Source organism: Streptomyces sp. NPDC005794 (assembly GCF_042871445.1).
Lineage (GTDB): Bacteria > Actinomycetota > Actinomycetes > Streptomycetales > Streptomycetaceae > Streptomyces.
Genome location: NZ_JBIAIN010000013.1, coordinates 15,889 through 32,712, shown reverse-complemented (window position 1 = coordinate 32,712; position 16,824 = coordinate 15,889). Strand labels below are relative to the sequence as shown.

At 70.2% G+C, this 16,824-nt stretch carries 17 protein-coding genes; 16 read left to right on the top strand and 1 reads right to left on the bottom strand.

Annotated elements, in window-relative coordinates:
- The first annotated feature begins 149 nt into the window (after positions 1-149).
- From rpsD to nusB, 14 genes are all read left to right on the top strand, one after another.
- Positions 150-764 carry a 30S ribosomal protein S4 gene (gene rpsD, locus ACFYQ5_RS21410; RefSeq protein ID WP_031097728.1) on the top strand — a complete coding sequence of 205 codons (615 nt, stop codon included), beginning with the start codon at positions 150-152 and terminating at the stop codon, positions 762-764.
- 359 nt (positions 765-1,123) lie between these two features.
- Entirely contained in the window at positions 1,124-1,573 is a 450-nt protein-coding gene (locus ACFYQ5_RS21405; protein ID WP_389199774.1) for a DUF948 domain-containing protein, read from the top strand.
- 7 nt (positions 1,574-1,580) lie between these two features.
- The gene (locus ACFYQ5_RS21400) at positions 1,581-1,877 is read left to right on the top strand and encodes a DUF6167 family protein (protein WP_365526537.1); all 297 of its coding nucleotides are present in this window, start codon (positions 1,581-1,583) and stop codon (positions 1,875-1,877) included.
- Positions 1,877-4,546 (top strand): alanine--tRNA ligase, encoded by a 2,670-nt coding sequence (gene alaS, locus ACFYQ5_RS21395; RefSeq protein ID WP_389199488.1) that lies wholly within the window; start codon positions 1,877-1,879, stop codon positions 4,544-4,546. Before ACFYQ5_RS21400 ends, alaS begins: the two co-directional genes overlap by 1 nt.
- Positions 4,547-4,554: 8 nt before the next feature.
- The gene (ruvX, locus tag ACFYQ5_RS21390; RefSeq protein WP_389199487.1) at positions 4,555-5,028 is read left to right on the top strand and encodes a Holliday junction resolvase RuvX; all 474 of its coding nucleotides are present in this window, start codon (positions 4,555-4,557) and stop codon (positions 5,026-5,028) included.
- A 100-nt stretch (positions 5,029-5,128) separates the two neighbouring features.
- Positions 5,129-6,829 (top strand): endolytic transglycosylase MltG, encoded by a 1,701-nt coding sequence (gene mltG / locus ACFYQ5_RS21385; RefSeq protein WP_389199486.1) that lies wholly within the window; start codon positions 5,129-5,131, stop codon positions 6,827-6,829.
- Complete coding sequence (locus ACFYQ5_RS21380; protein WP_389199485.1) at positions 6,816-7,658, top strand: shikimate dehydrogenase; 843 nt, start codon at positions 6,816-6,818, stop codon at positions 7,656-7,658. The genes mltG and ACFYQ5_RS21380 overlap by 14 nt, the downstream gene beginning before the upstream one ends.
- A gap of 148 nt (positions 7,659-7,806) precedes the next feature.
- Positions 7,807-8,991, top strand: coding sequence for a chorismate synthase (gene aroC, locus ACFYQ5_RS21375; RefSeq protein ID WP_389199484.1), 1,185 nt, complete (start codon positions 7,807-7,809; stop codon positions 8,989-8,991).
- Positions 8,988-10,634 carry a 3-dehydroquinate synthase gene (gene aroB / locus ACFYQ5_RS21370; RefSeq protein ID WP_389199483.1) on the top strand — a complete coding sequence of 549 codons (1,647 nt, stop codon included), beginning with the start codon at positions 8,988-8,990 and terminating at the stop codon, positions 10,632-10,634. Before aroC ends, aroB begins: the two co-directional genes overlap by 4 nt.
- The gene (aroQ, locus tag ACFYQ5_RS21365; protein ID WP_389199482.1) at positions 10,631-11,074 is read left to right on the top strand and encodes a type II 3-dehydroquinate dehydratase; all 444 of its coding nucleotides are present in this window, start codon (positions 10,631-10,633) and stop codon (positions 11,072-11,074) included. Before aroB ends, aroQ begins: the two co-directional genes overlap by 4 nt.
- A 105-nt stretch (positions 11,075-11,179) precedes the next feature.
- Positions 11,180-11,995 carry a Pro-rich N-terminal domain-containing protein gene (locus tag ACFYQ5_RS21360; RefSeq protein ID WP_389199481.1) on the top strand — a complete coding sequence of 272 codons (816 nt, stop codon included), beginning with the start codon at positions 11,180-11,182 and terminating at the stop codon, positions 11,993-11,995.
- A gap of 69 nt (positions 11,996-12,064) precedes the next feature.
- The gene (locus ACFYQ5_RS21355) at positions 12,065-13,171 is read left to right on the top strand and encodes a M24 family metallopeptidase (protein ID WP_389199480.1); all 1,107 of its coding nucleotides are present in this window, start codon (positions 12,065-12,067) and stop codon (positions 13,169-13,171) included.
- Between the two features lie 72 nt (positions 13,172-13,243).
- Positions 13,244-13,810, top strand: coding sequence for an elongation factor P (gene efp / locus ACFYQ5_RS21350; RefSeq protein ID WP_389199479.1), 567 nt, complete (start codon positions 13,244-13,246; stop codon positions 13,808-13,810).
- Positions 13,811-13,812: 2 nt separating this feature from the next.
- Positions 13,813-14,244, top strand: a complete 432-nt coding sequence (gene nusB / locus ACFYQ5_RS21345) for a transcription antitermination factor NusB (RefSeq protein ID WP_031097763.1) — start codon at positions 13,813-13,815, stop codon at positions 14,242-14,244.
- Positions 14,245-14,408: 164 nt separating this feature from the next.
- Here nusB and bldD read toward each other — a convergent pair whose 3' ends face one another.
- Positions 14,409-14,909 (bottom strand): transcriptional regulator BldD, encoded by a 501-nt coding sequence (gene bldD / locus ACFYQ5_RS21340; RefSeq protein ID WP_014157378.1) that lies wholly within the window; start codon positions 14,907-14,909, stop codon positions 14,409-14,411.
- 221 nt (positions 14,910-15,130) lie between these two features.
- On the opposite strand from bldD, the gene pyrR reads away from it, so the two are divergent.
- The gene (pyrR, locus tag ACFYQ5_RS21335; RefSeq protein WP_389199478.1) at positions 15,131-15,715 is read left to right on the top strand and encodes a bifunctional pyr operon transcriptional regulator/uracil phosphoribosyltransferase PyrR; all 585 of its coding nucleotides are present in this window, start codon (positions 15,131-15,133) and stop codon (positions 15,713-15,715) included.
- 90 nt (positions 15,716-15,805) lie between these two features.
- Positions 15,806-16,822, top strand: coding sequence for an aspartate carbamoyltransferase catalytic subunit (locus ACFYQ5_RS21330; RefSeq protein WP_389199476.1), 1,017 nt, complete (start codon positions 15,806-15,808; stop codon positions 16,820-16,822).
- The last annotated feature ends 2 nt before the right edge of the window (positions 16,823-16,824 follow it).

Genomic DNA, 16,824 nt, shown 5'->3' with positions numbered 1-16,824 from the left:
GATCAGATCGGCCTTCCGTCGTAGCAGCACCTTCTGATGTGCTGCCGCTGTCTGTGCTGTCCGTGACGTGTGTGGTGTTCCCAGGGCGAGACATGCGATCTCCTTGAGTAAGGTAAGCCTAACCTAACCTACACGGAGGTCTGGAGAACGTGCCTAACCAGTCGCGTCCCAAGGTCAAGAAGTCGCGTGCCCTCGGCATCGCCCTGACGCCGAAGGCTGTCAAGTACTTCGAAGCCCGCCCCTACCCGCCGGGCGAGCACGGCCGTGGCCGCAAGCAGAACTCGGACTACAAGGTCCGTCTGCTCGAGAAGCAGCGTCTGCGTGCGCAGTACGACATCAGCGAGCGCCAGATGGCGCGTGCCTACGACCGCGCCCGTAAGGCCGAGGGCAAGACGGGCGAGGCGCTGGTCGTCGAGCTCGAGCGCCGCCTCGACGCCCTGGTCCTGCGTTCGGGCATCGCCCGCACCATCTACCAGGCCCGCCAGATGGTCGTCCACGGCCACATCGAGGTCAACGGTGGCAAGGTCGACAAGCCGTCCTTCCGCGTGCGCCCCGACGACGTCGTGCAGGTCCGCGAGCGCAGCCGCACCAAGGTCCCCTTCCAGGTGGCCCGCGAGGGTGGCTACGACACCGACGGCGAGACCCCGCGCTACCTCCAGGTGAACCTGAAGGCCCTGGCCTTCCGCCTGGACCGGGACCCGAACCGCAAGGAAATCCCGGTCATCTGCGACGAGCAGCTCGTCGTCGAGTACTACGCCCGCTGATCCAGGCGTAGCTCTCAGCCGAGCTCGGGCCCGCCCCTCCCTGCCGTACGGGAGGCGGCGGGCCTTCGCGTTTCCTCGGCCGAAGGGCCTCCCCCCGGGAACGAGCCGTCGTCCGCACCGGCGCCGAGCGCCCGCGCCACCGCGGCCTTCGCGTCCAGCAGGCCCGGATCCAGGACCCGCGCCGCCCGCCCGTAATGCGGTACGGCGCGAGACGCCCGGCGCGATAGGCTCGGGGAACGACGATCGGCAGTGGTGGCGGGACGCGCCGGCCGAGCAGTGACAGGAAGATACCGGCCGGGACAAGGCCCCGGCCGATGCGGGTGACGAGCAGAGAGCGGTGCACTGTGTCCGGTGGAGAGGTGGCCGGCATCCTGGTGGCTGTCTTCTGGGCGATCCTGGTGTCCTTCCTCGCCGTGGTACTGGTGAGGCTGGCCCAGACGCTCAAGGCGACCACCGCCCTGGTGGCGGATGTGACGGAGCAGGCGGTTCCGTTGCTCGCCGACGCCTCCGCCACGTTGCGCACCGCGCAGACCCAGCTCGACAAGGTCGACGCCATCGCCAGCGACGTCCAGGAGGTCACCTCCAACGCCTCCGCGCTCTCCACCACCGTCGCGTCGACGTTCGGCGGCCCGCTCGTGAAGGTGGCCGCGTTCGGCTACGGCGTACGGCAGGCGCTCGGCCGCCGTACCGCCGCGGAGCCGGAACCGGCCCGCCGGACCTCCCGCCGCACCGTGATCGTCGGCCGTACCGTGCCGTCCGCCCGTGACAGGAAGCGGAACGGCCGAAGCTCCCGCGGACAGAAGGACTGACCCAGCGATGTTCCGCCGCACCTTCTGGTTCACCGCCGGCGCAGCCGCCGGCGTCTGGGCCACCACCAAGGTCAACCGCAAGATCCGGCAGCTGACCCCCGAGAGTCTCGCGGCGCAGGCCGCCGACAAGGCGATCGAGGCGGGTCACAAGCTGAAGGACTTCGCCCTCGACGTGCGCGAGGGCATGGTCAGGCGCGAGGCCGAACTGGGCGGGGCGCTCGGCATCGAGGCACCGGCCGACCCCGAACTCGTCGCCCACCGCACACTCCCCTACAACTCGAACAACCGGAATGAGGACCACTAATGGAGTCGGCTGAAATTCGCCGCCGCTGGCTGAGCTTCTTCGAGGAGCGCGGCCACACTGTCGTGCCTTCGGCGTCGCTCATCGCGGACGACCCGACTCTGCTGCTGGTCCCCGCGGGCATGGTTCCCTTCAAGCCCTACTTCCTCGGCGAGGTCAAGCCGCCCGCCCCGCGCGTCACCAGCGTGCAGAAGTGCGTGCGCACGCCGGACATCGAAGAGGTCGGCAAGACCACCCGGCACGGCACGTTCTTCCAGATGTGCGGCAACTTCTCGTTCGGCGACTACTTCAAGGAAGGCGCGATCGAGTTCGCCTGGGCCGCGCTCACGAACTCCGTGGAGGACGGCGGCTTCGGCCTCGATCCCGAGCGTCTGTGGATCACGGTCTACCTCGATGACGACGAGGCCGAGCAGATCTGGCGCGAGAAGATCGGCGTCCCGGCCGAGCGCATCCAGCGCCTGGGCAAGAAGGACAACTTCTGGTCCATGGGCGTCCCCGGTCCCTGCGGCCCGTGCTCCGAGATCAACTACGACCGCGGCCCCGAGTTCGGCGTCGAGGGCGGCCCCGCCGTCAACGACGAGCGCTACGTGGAGATCTGGAACCTGGTCTTCATGCAGTACGAGCGCGGCGCCGGCGACGGCAAGGAGGACTTCCCGATCCTCGGCGACCTGCCGTCGCAGAACATCGACACCGGTCTCGGTCTCGAACGCCTGGCGATGATCCTCCAGGGCGTACAGAACATGTACGAGACCGACACCCTGCGCGTCGTCATGGACAAGGCCACGGAGCTCACCGGTGTGCGGTACGGCGCCGAACAGGGCTCCGACGTCTCCCTCCGGGTGGTCGCCGACCACATCCGTACGTCGGTGATGCTCATCGGTGACGGCGTCACCCCGGGCAACGAGGGCCGCGGCTACGTCCTGCGCCGCATCATGCGCCGCGCCATCCGCAACATGCGGCTCATGGGTGCCACCGGCCCCGTCGTCCGCGAGCTCGTCGACGTCGTCGTCGACACCATGGGGCAGCAGTACCCGGAGCTGATCACCGACCGCAAGCGCATCGAGACCGTCGCCCTCGCCGAGGAAGCCGCCTTCCTCAAGGCCCTCAAGGGCGGCACGAACATCCTCGACACCGCCGTCACCGAGACCAAGGCCGCCGGTGGCAGGGTCCTGGCCGGCGACAAGGCGTTCCTGCTCCACGACACCTGGGGCTTCCCGATCGACCTGACGCTGGAGATGGCCGCCGAACAGGGCCTCTCGGTCGACGAGGACGGCTTCCGCCGTCTGATGAAGGAGCAGCGGGAGCGCGCCAAGGCCGACGCCAAGGCCAAGAAGACCGGGCACGCCGACCTGTCCGCCTACCGTGAGGTCGCCGACAACTCAGGCGTCACCGAGTTCACCGGCTACACCAGCAACGAGGGCGAGTCGAAGATCGTCGGCCTGCTCGTCGACGGCGTGCCCTCGCCCGCCGCCACCGAGGGCGACGAGGTCGAGGTCGTCCTCGACCGCACCCCCTTCTACGCCGAGGGCGGTGGCCAGCTCGCCGACCAGGGCCGGATCAGGCTCGACACCGGCGCCGTCATCCAGATCCGGGACGTGCAGCAGCCCGTCCCGGGCGTCTCGGTCCACAAGGGCTCGGTCCAGGTCGGCGAGGTGACGGTCGGCGCCTCCGCCTACGCCGCCATCGACAACACCCGCCGCCGTGCCATCGCCCGCGCCCACAGCGCCACGCACCTCACCCACCAGGCGCTGCGCGACGCCCTCGGCCCGACGGCCGCCCAGGCCGGCTCGGAGAACTCGCCCGGCCGCTTCCGCTTCGACTTCGGCTCGCCCGCCGCCGTACCCGGCACGGTCCTCACCGACGTCGAGCAGAAGATCAACGAGGTCCTCTCGCGGGAGCTCGACGTCCAGGCCGAGGTCATGTCCATCGACGACGCCAAGAAGCAGGGCGCCATCGCGGAGTTCGGCGAGAAGTACGGCGAGCGGGTCCGGGTCGTCACCATCGGCGACTTCTCCAAGGAGCTGTGCGGCGGTACCCACGTCCACAACACCTCCCAGCTGGGTCTGGTGAAGCTGCTCGGCGAGTCGTCCATCGGCTCCGGTGTGCGCCGCATCGAGGCCCTGGTCGGCGTGGACGCCTACAACTTCCTCGCCAAGGAGCACACGGTCGTCGCCCAGCTCCAGGAGCTGGTCAAGGGCCGTCCCGAGGAGCTCCCGGAGAAGATCGCCGGAATGCTCGGCAAGCTGAAGGACGCCGAGAAGGAGATCGAGAAGTTCCGCGCGGAGAAGGTCCTCCAGGCCGCCGCCGGACTGGTCGACTCCGCCAAGGACGTACGGGGCGTCGCCCTGGTCACCGGGCAGGTGCCGGACGGCACCTCGGCCGACGACCTGCGCAAGCTCGTCCTCGACGTGCGTGGGCGCATCCAGGGCGGCCGCCCGGCCGTCGTGGCCCTGTTCACCACCGCCAACGGCCGCCCGCTGACGGTCATCGCCACGAACGAGGCCGCTCGCGGGCGCGGCCTCAAGGCCGGTGACCTGGTGCGCACCGCTGCCAAGACCCTCGGTGGTGGAGGCGGCGGCAAGCCCGACGTCGCCCAGGGCGGCGGTCAGAACCCGGACGCCATCGGCGACGCCGTCGCCGCTGTCGAACGCCTCGTCACCGAGACGGCGTGACGCCGGACATGTCGCAGATGCGTCGTGGACGCCGACTCGCCATCGACGTCGGTGACGCCCGGATCGGGGTCGCCTCGTGCGACCCCGACGGGATCCTCGCCACGCCGGTGGAGACCGTGCCGGGACGTGACGTCCCGGCCGCCCACCGGCGGCTCGGCCAGATCGTCGAGGAGTACGAGCCGATCGAGGTCATCGTCGGGCTGCCCCGCTCCCTGGGCGGGGGTGAGGGTCCGGCGGCGGCCAAGGTCCGTGCCTTCGCGCAGGTGTTCGCCCGCGCGATCGCACCGATCCCCGTACGTCTCGTGGACGAGAGGATGACCACAGTGACGGCCACTCAGGGACTACGCGCTTCGGGCGTGAAGTCCAAGAAGGGCCGGTCTGTCATCGACCAAGCTGCCGCTGTGGTGATCCTTCAGAACGCTCTGGAGTCCGAACGGGCGTCAGGCACCGCACCCGGCGAGGGCGTCGAAGTGGTTGTCTGATCGCGATACGGTAACGTTCCGCGCGATGCGCCGGTGTTCGAACAGACACCGCACAGCAAAGCGAAGAGACGGAGCGTCGTCTCGCGGCTCAAGGGGATCGATGACTGAGTATGGCCGGGGCCCCGGCTCCGAACCGTGGCATCCCGAGGACCCCCTGTACGGGGACCAGGGATGGGGAGGCCAGCAGGCGGCCCACGGCCAGGGCCAGTACGAAGGCCAGCAGCAGCCCTACGCGCAGGACCCTCACGCCCAGCAGGGCTACCCGCAGGACCCGTACGCGCAGCAGCACCAACACCAGCAGCAGTACGGCGCGCCGCAGGACCCGTACGCGCAGCAGCAGCAGCAGCAGCCGCAGCAGCAGCCGCAGTACGACGGCGGCTGGGACACCGGCCAGCAGGCGGCGATGCCGTACGGCGCCCAGCAGCAGCCCCAGTACGGCAACGAGCCCGGCGGCTACGGCGAACAGGCCGACTACTACGGCACTCCCGAGGCCTACCCTCCGCCGCAGCCCCCGGGCCATCGCGAGCAGGCGCCCCAGCAGCAGGTACCTGACCAGCAGGGCCAGGACTGGGACCCGGACGTGCCGCAGGAGGAGACGCATCCTTTCTTCACGGGTGCGGACGAGCCGGCCGACGGGCGTGATTCCGGCTCCGGTGGGGACGACGACCACGACGACGACCCGCGTGAGTCCCGCAGGGGCGGCGGCGAACGTCGCGGCAAGGCCAAGAAGAAGAGCCGCAACGGCTGTGCCTGCCTGGGCGTCGCGGCGGTTCTCGTCGGCGGCCTCGGCGGGGTGGGGTACCTCGGCTACTCGTACTTCCAGAACCAGTTCGGCTCGGCGCCCGACTACGCGGGCGAGGGCACGGGCTCGGTCGAGGTGGAGATCCCGCCGGGTGCGCTGGGCAACGAGATCGCGAACATCCTGAAGAAGGCCGGCGTCGTGAAATCCGTCGACGCCTTCGTCTCGGCGCAGAACGGGAACCCGAAAGGGGGGGCCCTGCAGGCCGGGTCCTATCTCCTGAAGAAGGAGATGTCGGCGAAGAGCGCCGTCGAAATGATGCTGGACCCGAAGAGCCAGAACGGACTGATGGTCACTCCGGGTTCGCGCAACGCCACCGTGTACGCGGAGCTCGACAAGAGGCTGCAGCTCAAGGCAGGTACGACCGAGGGCGTCGCCAAGACCCACGCGGGCAGCCTCGGCCTCCCCGACTGGGCGGACAACGACCCGGCCATAAAGGATCCGCTGGAGGGTTTCCTCTACCCGGCCACCTATGCGGTCACCAAGGGGACGAAACCCGAAGCCGTTCTGGAGAAGATGGTCGGACGGGCCACCGTCGAGTACGACAAACTCGATCTGGAAGCAACTGCCAAGAAGCACAACTTGGACGGACCCTGGCAGGTCCTCACCGTCGCGAGCCTCGTCCAGGCCGAGGGCAAGACGCACGATGACTTCCGGAAGATGAGCGAAGTCGTCTACAACCGTCTCAAGCCCACCAACACCGAGACGAATCAGTTGCTTCAGTTCGACTCGTCGTTCAACTACCTCATGAAGCAGAGCAAGATCAATATCAGCGTGTCCGAGATCCACAAGAACAAGGACCCGTACAACACCTACACGCAGCGGGGCCTCACACCAGGGCCCATCGGTAACCCGGGCACCGACGCGCTTGCCGCGGCCCTGAACCCTACTGCGGACGGCTGGCTGTACTTCGTGGCCACCGACGGGCAGCACAAGACCGAGTTCGCCAAGACCTATGACGACTTCCTGAAGCTCAAGGAAAAGTTCGATGCCCTCGAATGAGGCCCACAGGGCCGCGGTCCTCGGCTCGCCCATCGCCCACTCCCTCTCCCCGGTCCTGCACCGGGCCGCGTACGCGGAGCTCGGCCTCGACACCTGGTCGTACGAGCGCTTCGACGTGGACGAGGCAGCCCTCCCCGGCTTCGTCGAGGGGCTGGACTCCTCCTGGGCAGGGCTCTCGCTGACCATGCCGCTCAAGCGGGCGATCATCCCGCTGCTGGACGGCATCAGCGACACGGCGGCGTCGGTCGAGACCGTCAACACCGTCGTCCTCACCGAGGACGGCCGGCGGGTCGGCGACAACACCGACATCCCCGGCATGGTCGCCGCCCTGCACGAACGCGGGGTCGAGAAGGTCGAGTCCGCCGCCGTCCTCGGTGCCGGAGCCACGGCGTCCTCCGCGCTGGCCGCTCTCGCCGAGATCTGCACCGGGCCGGTCACCGCCTACGTGCGCAGCGCGGCACGCGCCGACGAGATGCGTGGCTGGGGCGAACGTCTCGGTGCCGACGTCAGGATCGCGGACTGGGCGACGGCGGCCGAGGCGCTGCACGCCCCCCTGGTGATCGCCACCACACCGGTCGGCACCACCGACGCCCTGGCCGGCGCCGTTCCCGCGGCGCCCGGCACTCTGTTCGACGTGCTGTACGAGCCCTGGCCGACCGTGCTGGCCTCGCGCTGGTCGTCGGCCGGGGGGACCGTCGTCGGGGGCCTCGACCTCCTCGTCCACCAAGCGGTTCTCCAGGTCGAGCAGATGACCGGACGGAGCCCGGGCCCGCTCGGTGTCATGCGGGTGGCCGGCGAGCAGGCCCTGGCGGCACGGGAACGCCGGTAGGTCCGGTCGGAGAGTGACCGTGAAGCGTCCGTCTGCTGGACCGGCGGCAGGCCGGCTCTCCTGATCGTGGGAGGATCGGGGGTGGCGGGCCAGGGCCGCGCACCCGGTCGCGCCGTTGCAGTTACAGGCGCGAGCATGAGGAGCACCGTTGAGCAGGTTGCGCTGGCTGACCGCCGGAGAGTCGCACGGCCCCGCACTGGTGGCGACGCTGGAGGGTCTTCCCGCCGGCATCCCCGTCACCACGGAGATGGTGGCGGACGCGCTCGCCAGGCGACGGCTCGGTTACGGGCGCGGCGCCCGGATGAAGTTCGAGAGGGACGAGGTCACCTTCCTCGGCGGTGTCCGGCACGGCCTGACGATGGGCTCGCCCGTCGCCGTCATGGTGGGCAACACCGAGTGGCCCAAGTGGGAGCAGGTCATGTCGGCCGACCCGGTCGACCCCGACGTCCTGGCCGCCCAGGCCCGTAACGCCCCGCTGACCCGCCCCCGGCCCGGTCACGCCGACCTCGCCGGTATGCAGAAGTACGGCTTCGACGAGGCCCGGCCGATCCTCGAGCGCGCCAGCGCCCGGGAGACCGCGGCCCGTGTCGCTCTCGGAGCCGTCGCCCGCTCGTACCTCAAGGAGACCGCGGGCATCGAGATCGTCTCCCACGTCGTCGAGCTGGCCGCGGCGAAGGCGCCCTACGGCGTCCACCCCAAGCCCTCCGACGTCGAGCGGCTCGACGCCGACCCCGTGCGCTGCCTGGACGCCGACGCGTCGAAGGCGATGGTCGCCGAGATCGACCAGGCTCACAAGGACGGCGACACCCTCGGTGGAGTCGTCGAGGTACTCGCGTACGGCGTCCCCGTCGGGCTCGGCTCGCACGTCCACTGGGACCGCAGGCTCGACGCCCGGCTCGCCGCCGCGCTGATGGGCATCCAGGCCATCAAGGGCGTCGAGGTCGGCGACGGCTTCGACCTCGCCCGCGTGCCGGGCTCCCAGGCGCACGACGAGATCGTGGCCACCGAGGACGGGATCAGGCGCACCTCCGGCCGCTCCGGCGGCACCGAGGGCGGGCTGACCACCGGTGAGCTGCTGCGGGTCCGCGCCGCGATGAAGCCCATCGCCACGGTGCCCCGTGCGCTCGCCACGATCGACGTCGTCACCGGTGAGGCGGCCAAGGCACACCACCAGCGCTCCGACGTGTGCGCCGTTCCGGCCGCCGGGATCGTCGCCGAGGCGATGGTCGCCCTGGTGCTGGCCGACGCGGTGGCGGAGAAGTTCGGCGGCGACAGCGTCGCTGAGACCCACCGCAACGTGCAGTCGTACCTCTCCCACCTCCAGATCCGGTGAGCGGCCCGCTGATCGTGCTGGTCGGCCCGATGGGGGTGGGCAAGTCCACCGTGGGCGAACTGCTCGCCGACCGCCTGGGCAGCACCTACCGCGACACCGACGCGGACGTCGTGGCCACGGCCGGCAAGGCGATCCCCGAGATCTTCTTCGACGAGGGGGAGGAGCGCTTCCGCGCTCTGGAGCGGCAGGCGGTGCGGGACGCGGTCGAGGGGCACACAGGTGTCCTCGCCCTCGGCGGCGGCGCGGTGCTCGACGCGGAGACCCGCGCCCTGCTCGCCGGCCGTCCGGTCGTCTATCTCTCCATGGACGTCGACGAGGCGGTCCGGAGGGTCGGGCTGAACACGGCCCGCCCGCTGCTCGCGGTCAACCCGCGACGGCAGTGGCGCGAGCTCATGGACGCCCGGCGCCCTCTCTACGAAGAGGTGGCCACCGCCACCGTCGCCACCGACGCACGTACCCCCGAAGAGGTCGCCCAGGCGATCATCGAGGCACTGGAACTGCCGGAGCGTACGGCCGAGTCCGTACCGTCCGGCCAGGAGAAGACACGTATGACCGAGCAGGGCACCACGCGCATCCAGATCGCCGGCACGGCAGGCACCGACCCGTACGAGGTGCTCGTCGGACGCCAGCTCCTCGGCGAGCTGCCGAACCTCATCGGTGACCGTGCCAAGCGGGTCGCCGTCCTGCACCCGGAGGCGCTCGCCGAGACCGGTGAGGCGGTCCGTGAGGACCTCGCCTCCCAGGGCTACGAGGCCATCGCGATCCAGCTGCCGAACGCGGAGGAGGCGAAGACCGTCGAGGTCGCCGCCTACTGCTGGAAGGCGCTCGGCCAGACCGGTTTCACCCGCACCGATGTCATCGTCGGCGTCGGCGGCGGCGCCACCACCGATGTCGCCGGCTTCGTCGCCGCGTCCTGGCTGCGCGGGGTGCGCTGGATCGCCGTGCCGACGACCGTGCTCGCCATGGTCGACGCGGCGGTCGGCGGCAAGACGGGCATCAACACCGCCGAGGGAAAGAACCTCGTGGGCGCCTTCCACCCGCCGGCCGGGGTCCTCTGCGACCTTGCCGCGCTGGACTCGCTGCCGGTGAACGACTACGTCTCCGGCATGGCCGAGATCATCAAGGCCGGCTTCATCGCCGACCCGGTGATCCTCGACCTCGTCGAGGCCGACCCCCAGGGCGCCCGTACGCCCACCGGACCGCATACCGCCGAGCTGATCGAGCGCTCCATCCGGGTCAAGGCCGAGGTCGTGTCCAGCGACCTCAAGGAGTCCGGCCTGCGGGAGATCCTCAACTACGGCCACACGCTGGCCCACGCCATCGAGAAGAACGAGCGCTACAAGTGGCGCCACGGTGCGGCCGTCTCGGTCGGCATGGTGTTCGCCGCCGAACTGGGCCGGCTCGCCGGACGCCTCGACGACGCCACCGCCGACCGGCACCGCGCCGTTCTGGAGTCCGTCGGGCTGCCGCTCACCTACCGCGGTGACCAGTGGCCCAAGCTCCTGGAGAACATGAAGGTCGACAAGAAGTCCCGGGGTGACCTGCTGCGCTTCATCGTCCTGGACGGCATCGGCAAGCCCACCGTGCTGGAGGGCCCCGACCCGGCCGTCCTGCTCGCTGCCTACGGGGAGGTCTCCGCATGACGACCCGCCGGGTCCTCGTGCTGAACGGCCCCAACCTCGGACGTCTCGGCTCCCGCGAGCCCGACGTCTACGGGGCGACGTCCTACGCCGGTCTCGTCGACACCTGCCAGGCCCTCGGCAAGGAACTCGGCTTCGAGGTCGACGTCCGGGAGACCAACGACGAGGGCCAGCTGATCCGCTGGCTCCACGAGGCGGCGGACGGTTCGATTCCGGTCGTTCTCAACCCGGGTGCCTTCACGCACTATTCGTACGGAATGCGCGACGCGGCAGCCCAGCGCACCGCCCCGCTGATCGAGGTGCACATCTCGAATCCGTACGCACGGGAGGAATTCCGCCACACCTCGGTGGTCGCGCCGGTGGCCACCGGCACCGTGGCAGGCTTCGGGATCGGCTCCTACCGGCTCGCCCTGCGCGCCCTGGCCGACGAACTGACGGACTGACACCGGGCACTTCGTACCTTCCCCGCCCGTTCACAGGGTGGCGGCCGGGGGAGGTACGGTTGCCGTCGACCAGCGCCAGTTGCCTGTACGAGACGGAGTGGCCGGATGCAGCACGCAGTGGGGGCTCCGCTGCCGCCGCCCCAGGGTCCCGGAAACGGACCGTGGACGCACCAGGCCCAGCACTCAGGCCACCCCGGCCCGGCCGGGCCGCCCCCGCCTCCCATGGCCCCCGGGCCCCAGCAACAGCCGCCCGCGCCCCAGCACGCCCCGGTCCCGTCCTCCCGGGAGACCACCGGGCACATCCAGCTGCCGCCCGGCGGACCCGTCCCGCTGCCCGCGCCCCCCGCGGAGGCGGGCACCGGCGCCGCGACCCTGGCCGTACTCCTGATCGGGCCCGCCGGGGCCGGCAAGACCACGGTCGCCAAGCTCTGGGCGGCCCGCCGCAGGGTCCCCACCGCACACGTGTCCCTGGACGACGTCCGCGAATGGGTCTGCTCCGGCTTCGCCGACCCGCAGGCCGGATGGAACGACCACTCCGAGGCGCAGTACCGCCTGGCCCGGCGCACCTGCGGCTTCGCCGCCCGTAATTTCCTGGCCAACGGCATCTCCTGCATCCTCGACGACGCCGTCTTCCCTGACCGCCCCGTCGTCGGTCTCGGCGGCTGGAAGCGCCATGTGGGCCCCGGGCTGCTCCCCGTGGTCCTCCTGCCCGGCCTGGAGGTCGTCCTGGAGCGCAACGCGGCCCGCAGCGGGAACCGCAGGCTCTCCGACGAGGAAGTCGCCCGGATCCACGGCCGCATGGCCGGCTGGTACGGCTCCGGTCTGCCGATCATCGACAACTCCACCTACGACGTGGAGACGACCGCGCGGGTCCTCGACGACGTCCTGGCCCGCTCCATAGCCAGCCCGCCGGCCTGGTGACGACCGCGCGGTCCACGGTCGGGTGCGCTGACCGGGCGGGGCTCCACCGGCACTCGTAGGCTCGGAAACATGTCAGAGGTGTACGCCGTCCGACGCGGGCTGCTGCGTGACCGGTACGCCGCCGCCGGATCCGCGGCCGCCCTGGTCTCCCGTCCCGCCAACGTCCGTTATCTCGCGGGCGGAGCCCCGCCCGGCGCCGTGCTGCTGCTCGGCCCCGGCGAGGACGTCCTGCTGTCCCCCCGCGCACCGACCGGGGCCCCCGCCCACGGGCGCCCCGACGAGCATCTGCGGCTGACCGTCCTTGCCGAAGCCGACGGCGACCCGGTGGTCGCGGCAGCCGGCCTCGCCGGCGGCCTGCACGCCGAGTCCCTCGCGGTCGAGGAACACGATCTGACCGTCTCCCGCCACCGTGCCATGAGTTCGGCCGCCCCCCGCCTGCACCTGCGCGACCTCGGCAGCACGGTGGAGCAACTGCGCCTGGTGAAGGACGAGGAGGAGATCGCCTGTCTGCGGATCGCCGCGGAGATCACCGACCAGGCGCTCGGCGAGCTGCTCGAATCCATCCTGGTGGGGCGCACCGAACGGCATCTGGCCCTGGAGCTCGAACGCCGTCTGGTGGACCACGGCGCCGACGGCCCGGCCTTCGCCACCTCCGTGGGGACGGGCCCCCACTCGGGGCTGGGCCGTCACCGGCCCACCGACCGCAGGGTCGAGGAAGGGGATTTCCTTTCCGTCTGCCTGGGCGCGAACTACCGCGGGTACCGCTGCGAGATCGGCCGGACGTTCGTCATCGGGACCAGCCCCGCAGACTGGCAGATCGAGCTCTACGACCTTGTTTTCGCCGCTCAGCGGGCCGGACGGGAGGCCCTCGTCCCTGGAGCGGCCTACCGTGACGTGGACCACGCGGCCCGTCATCTCCTGGACTCGGCGGGTCACTCGGACGGCCTTCAGCCCAGCACCGGGCACGGGATCGGACTCGAAATCGACGAGGACCCGCAGCTGGCACCGACAGCCATGGGTAAACTGGACGCTTGTGTGCCGGTCACCGTCGAACCGGGGGTCCACCTCCCGGGCCGGGGCGGTGTCCGGATCGATGACACGCTCGTCGTGCGCCCCGAGGCGGACGGCGGACCCGAGCTACTCACCATTACGACCAAGGAGCTGCTCGCGCTCTAGGGAACTCCTCGCGGAGACTCCGGCGCGCATCCTTGGCCGTCCACCAGCTTCAGTCCAGGAGATTCCGCAACCGTGGCTTCCACGAACGACCTCAAGAACGGCCTGGTGCTCAAGCTCGACGGAGGCCAGCTCTGGTCCGTCGTCGAGTTCCAGCACGTCAAGCCCGGCAAGGGCCCCGCATTCGTGCGCACCAAGCTCAAGAACGTGCTCTCCGGCAAGGTCGTCGACAAGACGTTCAACGCCGGCGTGAAGGTCGAAACGGCCACCATTGACCGCCGCGACATGCAGTTCTCGTACATGGACGGCGAGTACTTCGTCTTCATGGACATGAACACGTACGACCAGCTCATGGTCGACCGCAAGGCCGTCGGCGACGCCGCCAACTTCCTGATCGAGGGCTTCACCGCCTCCGTCGCGCAGCACGAGGGCGAGGTGCTCTACGTCGAGCTGCCCGCCGCGGTCGAGCTGACCATCCAGCACACCGACCCTGGCGTCCAGGGCGACCGCTCCACCGGTGGGTCCAAGCCCGCCACCCTGGAGACCGGTTACGAGATCGGTGTCCCGCTCTTCATCACGAGCGGCGAGAAGATCAAGGTCGACACCCGTACGGGCGACTACCTCGGCCGGGTGAACAGCTAACCGTGGCTGCCCGGAACAAGGCCCGCAAGCGCGCCTTCCAGATCCTCTTCGAGGCCGACCAGCGCGGTGAGTCCGTGCAGACGGTCCTCGCGGACTGGGTACGGCTCTCGCGGACCGACGACCGTCAGCCGCCGGTCGGTGAGTTCACGATGGAGCTGGTAGAGGGATACGCGCAGTACGCGGACCGGATCGACGACCTCATCGTCACCTACGCCGTGGACTGGGAGATCGACCGCATGCCGGTCGTCGACCGGAGCATTCTGCGGCTCGGCGCGTACGAGCTGATCTGGATGGACTCCACCCCGGACGCCGTGGTGATCGACGAGGCGGTCCAGCTCGCCAAGGAGTTCTCCACGGACGACTCCCCGGCCTTCGTGAACGGCCTGCTGGCCCGTTTCAAGGACCTCAAGCCGAATCTCCGCCGGGAGCAGTAGCCTCCGGCGGTTTCGAGCCGAACGAAGAGCCCACGGTCACCTGCGACCGTGGGCTCTTCGGCGTACCGGCCGGTGGCCGTGGCCGGCGCCGGGACACGAAAACGCCGGGCCGGCGGGGTCTCCAGGACCCCGCCGGCCCGGCGGTACGTGTGTGGCGGGGCGGGTCAGCCCTCGTCGTGGGCCACCGCGCGGCGCGCGTCGGCGTCCAGCACGCCCCAGCTGATCAGCTGCTCCGTGAGCACGGACGGCGACTGGTCGTAGATCACGGCCAGGGTGCGCAGGTCGTCCTGGCGGATGGAGAGGACCTTGCCGTTGTAGTCGCCGCGCTGGCTCTGGATCGTCGCGGCGTAACGCTGGAGCGGCCCGGCCTTCTCCGGCGGCACGTGGGCGAGGCGCTCCAGGTCGAGGACCAGCTTCGGCGGCGGCTCGGCGGCACCGCCGGGGGTCGTGCCGGGCAGGAGCTCCTGCACCGGAACGCCGTAGAAGTCGGCCAGCTCGGCAAGGCGCTGTACGGTCACGGCGCGGTCGCCGCGCTCGTAGGAACCGACCACGACGGCCTTCCAGCGGCCCTGCGACTTCTCCTCCACGCCGTGGAGGGAGAGGCCCTGCTGGGTGCGGATGGCGCGGAGCTTGGCCCCGAGCTGCTTTGCGTATTCGCTGGACATAAGGCTCCCCGGACGCTGGAACATTCTGCGGCTGGGCCGCGCGGCTGGTAACTCACTGTGATGTTACGCAGCGTTACTTGGCTGCGTCAAGCCGAAAGGTCCGGACTGCCTCCTCCCGGGGGTGGCGCCAAGGCCTCGCGCAAGCCCTGGTAACGTGGATGACGCAATTTCGACGTCCTTTAACATCCGTCCAGTGAGGCGGAGAAGGAGGTCCGTTTCTTATGGACGCACAGCATGACCACACCGGCAATGCGGCACGCCCCGTTCTCGAGGCTCCCGACATCGCCCGGGTGCTGACCCGAATCGCCCACGAGATCGTCGAACGCGCCAAAGGCGCCGACGACGTGGTGCTGCTCGGCATCCCGACGCGAGGGGTCTTCCTCGCCGACCGGCTCGCCGGAAAGCTCGAAGAGATCACCGGCCGGAAGACGCCGGTCGGGTCACTCGACATCACCATGTACCGCGACGATCTGAGGATGCGCCCCGCGCGTGCCCTCGCACGCACCGAGATCCCCGGTGAGGGCATCGAAGGCCGCCTCGTCGTGCTGGTCGACGACGTGCTCTTCTCCGGCCGCACCATCCGCGCCGCACTCGACGCGCTCGGCGACATCGGCCGGCCCCGTGCCGTACAGCTCGCGGTCCTCGTCGACCGCGGCCACCGAGAACTCCCGATCCGTGCCGACTACGTCGGCAAGAACCTCCCCACGTCGCTGCGGGAGACGGTCAAGGTCCAGCTCGCCGAGGAGGACGGCCGCGACGCCGTGCTGCTCGGCGTCAAGCAGACCGTCCCGGCAGGCGAGCAGTAGCCGAGTCCCGTCCCGTGCGCCCCACCGGCCGCACGGCTGCCTCCGCACGCCCGCCTGCCTGATCCCTCCACCCTTCACGGAGACTCCCAGATGCTGCGCCCTCCCGGGGACACCCCCCGGACTCACCGCCACCTCATCTCGGCCGCAGACCTCACCCGCGACGACGCCGTCCTGATCCTCGACACCGCCGAGGAGATGGCCAGGGTCGCGGACCGGCCGATCAAGAAGCTCCCCACTCTGCGTGGACGAACGGTCGTGAACCTTTTCTTCGAGGACTCGACCCGGACCCGGATCTCGTTCGAGGCCGCCGCCAAGCGCCTCTCCGCCGACGTCATCAACTTCTCCGCGAAGGGCTCGTCCGTCTCCAAGGGGGAGTCGCTCAAGGACACCGCCCTGACCCTGGAGGCCATGGGCGCCGACGCCGTCGTCATCCGGCACGGTGCCTCCGGCGCCCCGTACCGGCTCGCGACGTCCGGCTGGATCGACAGCGCGGTCGTCAACGCCGGTGACGGCACCCACGAGCACCCCACCCAGGCCCTGCTGGACGCCTTCACGATGCGCCGCAGGCTGGTCGGACCCGACACGGGCATCGGCCGCGACCTCGACGGCCGCCGGATCACGATCGTCGGCGACATCCTGCACAGCCGTGTGGCCCGCTCCAACGTCCACCTGCTGCACACGCTCGGTGCGCACGTCACCCTGGTGGCCCCGCCCACCCTCGTGCCCGTCGGCGTCGAGCAGTGGCCCTGCGACGTCAGCTACCGCCTCGACGACGTGCTGCCGAAGTCGGATGCCGTCATGATGCTCCGTGTACAGCGCGAACGGATGAACGCCGCCTACTTCCCGACCGAGCGGGAGTACTCCCGCCGCTACGGCCTGGACGGTGAACGCATGGCGAAGATGCCGGAACACGCCATCGTGATGCACCCCGGCCCGATGGTCCGCGGCATGGAGATCACGGCCGAGGTCGCGGACTCCGACCGCTGCACCGCTGTCGAACAGGTCGCCAACGGCGTCTCCACCCGCATGGCCGTCCTGTACCTGCTGCTCGGCGGTTCCGAGACCGCTCTGCCCTCCGCCTCCGCCCGTACCGAGGAGAACAAGTAACC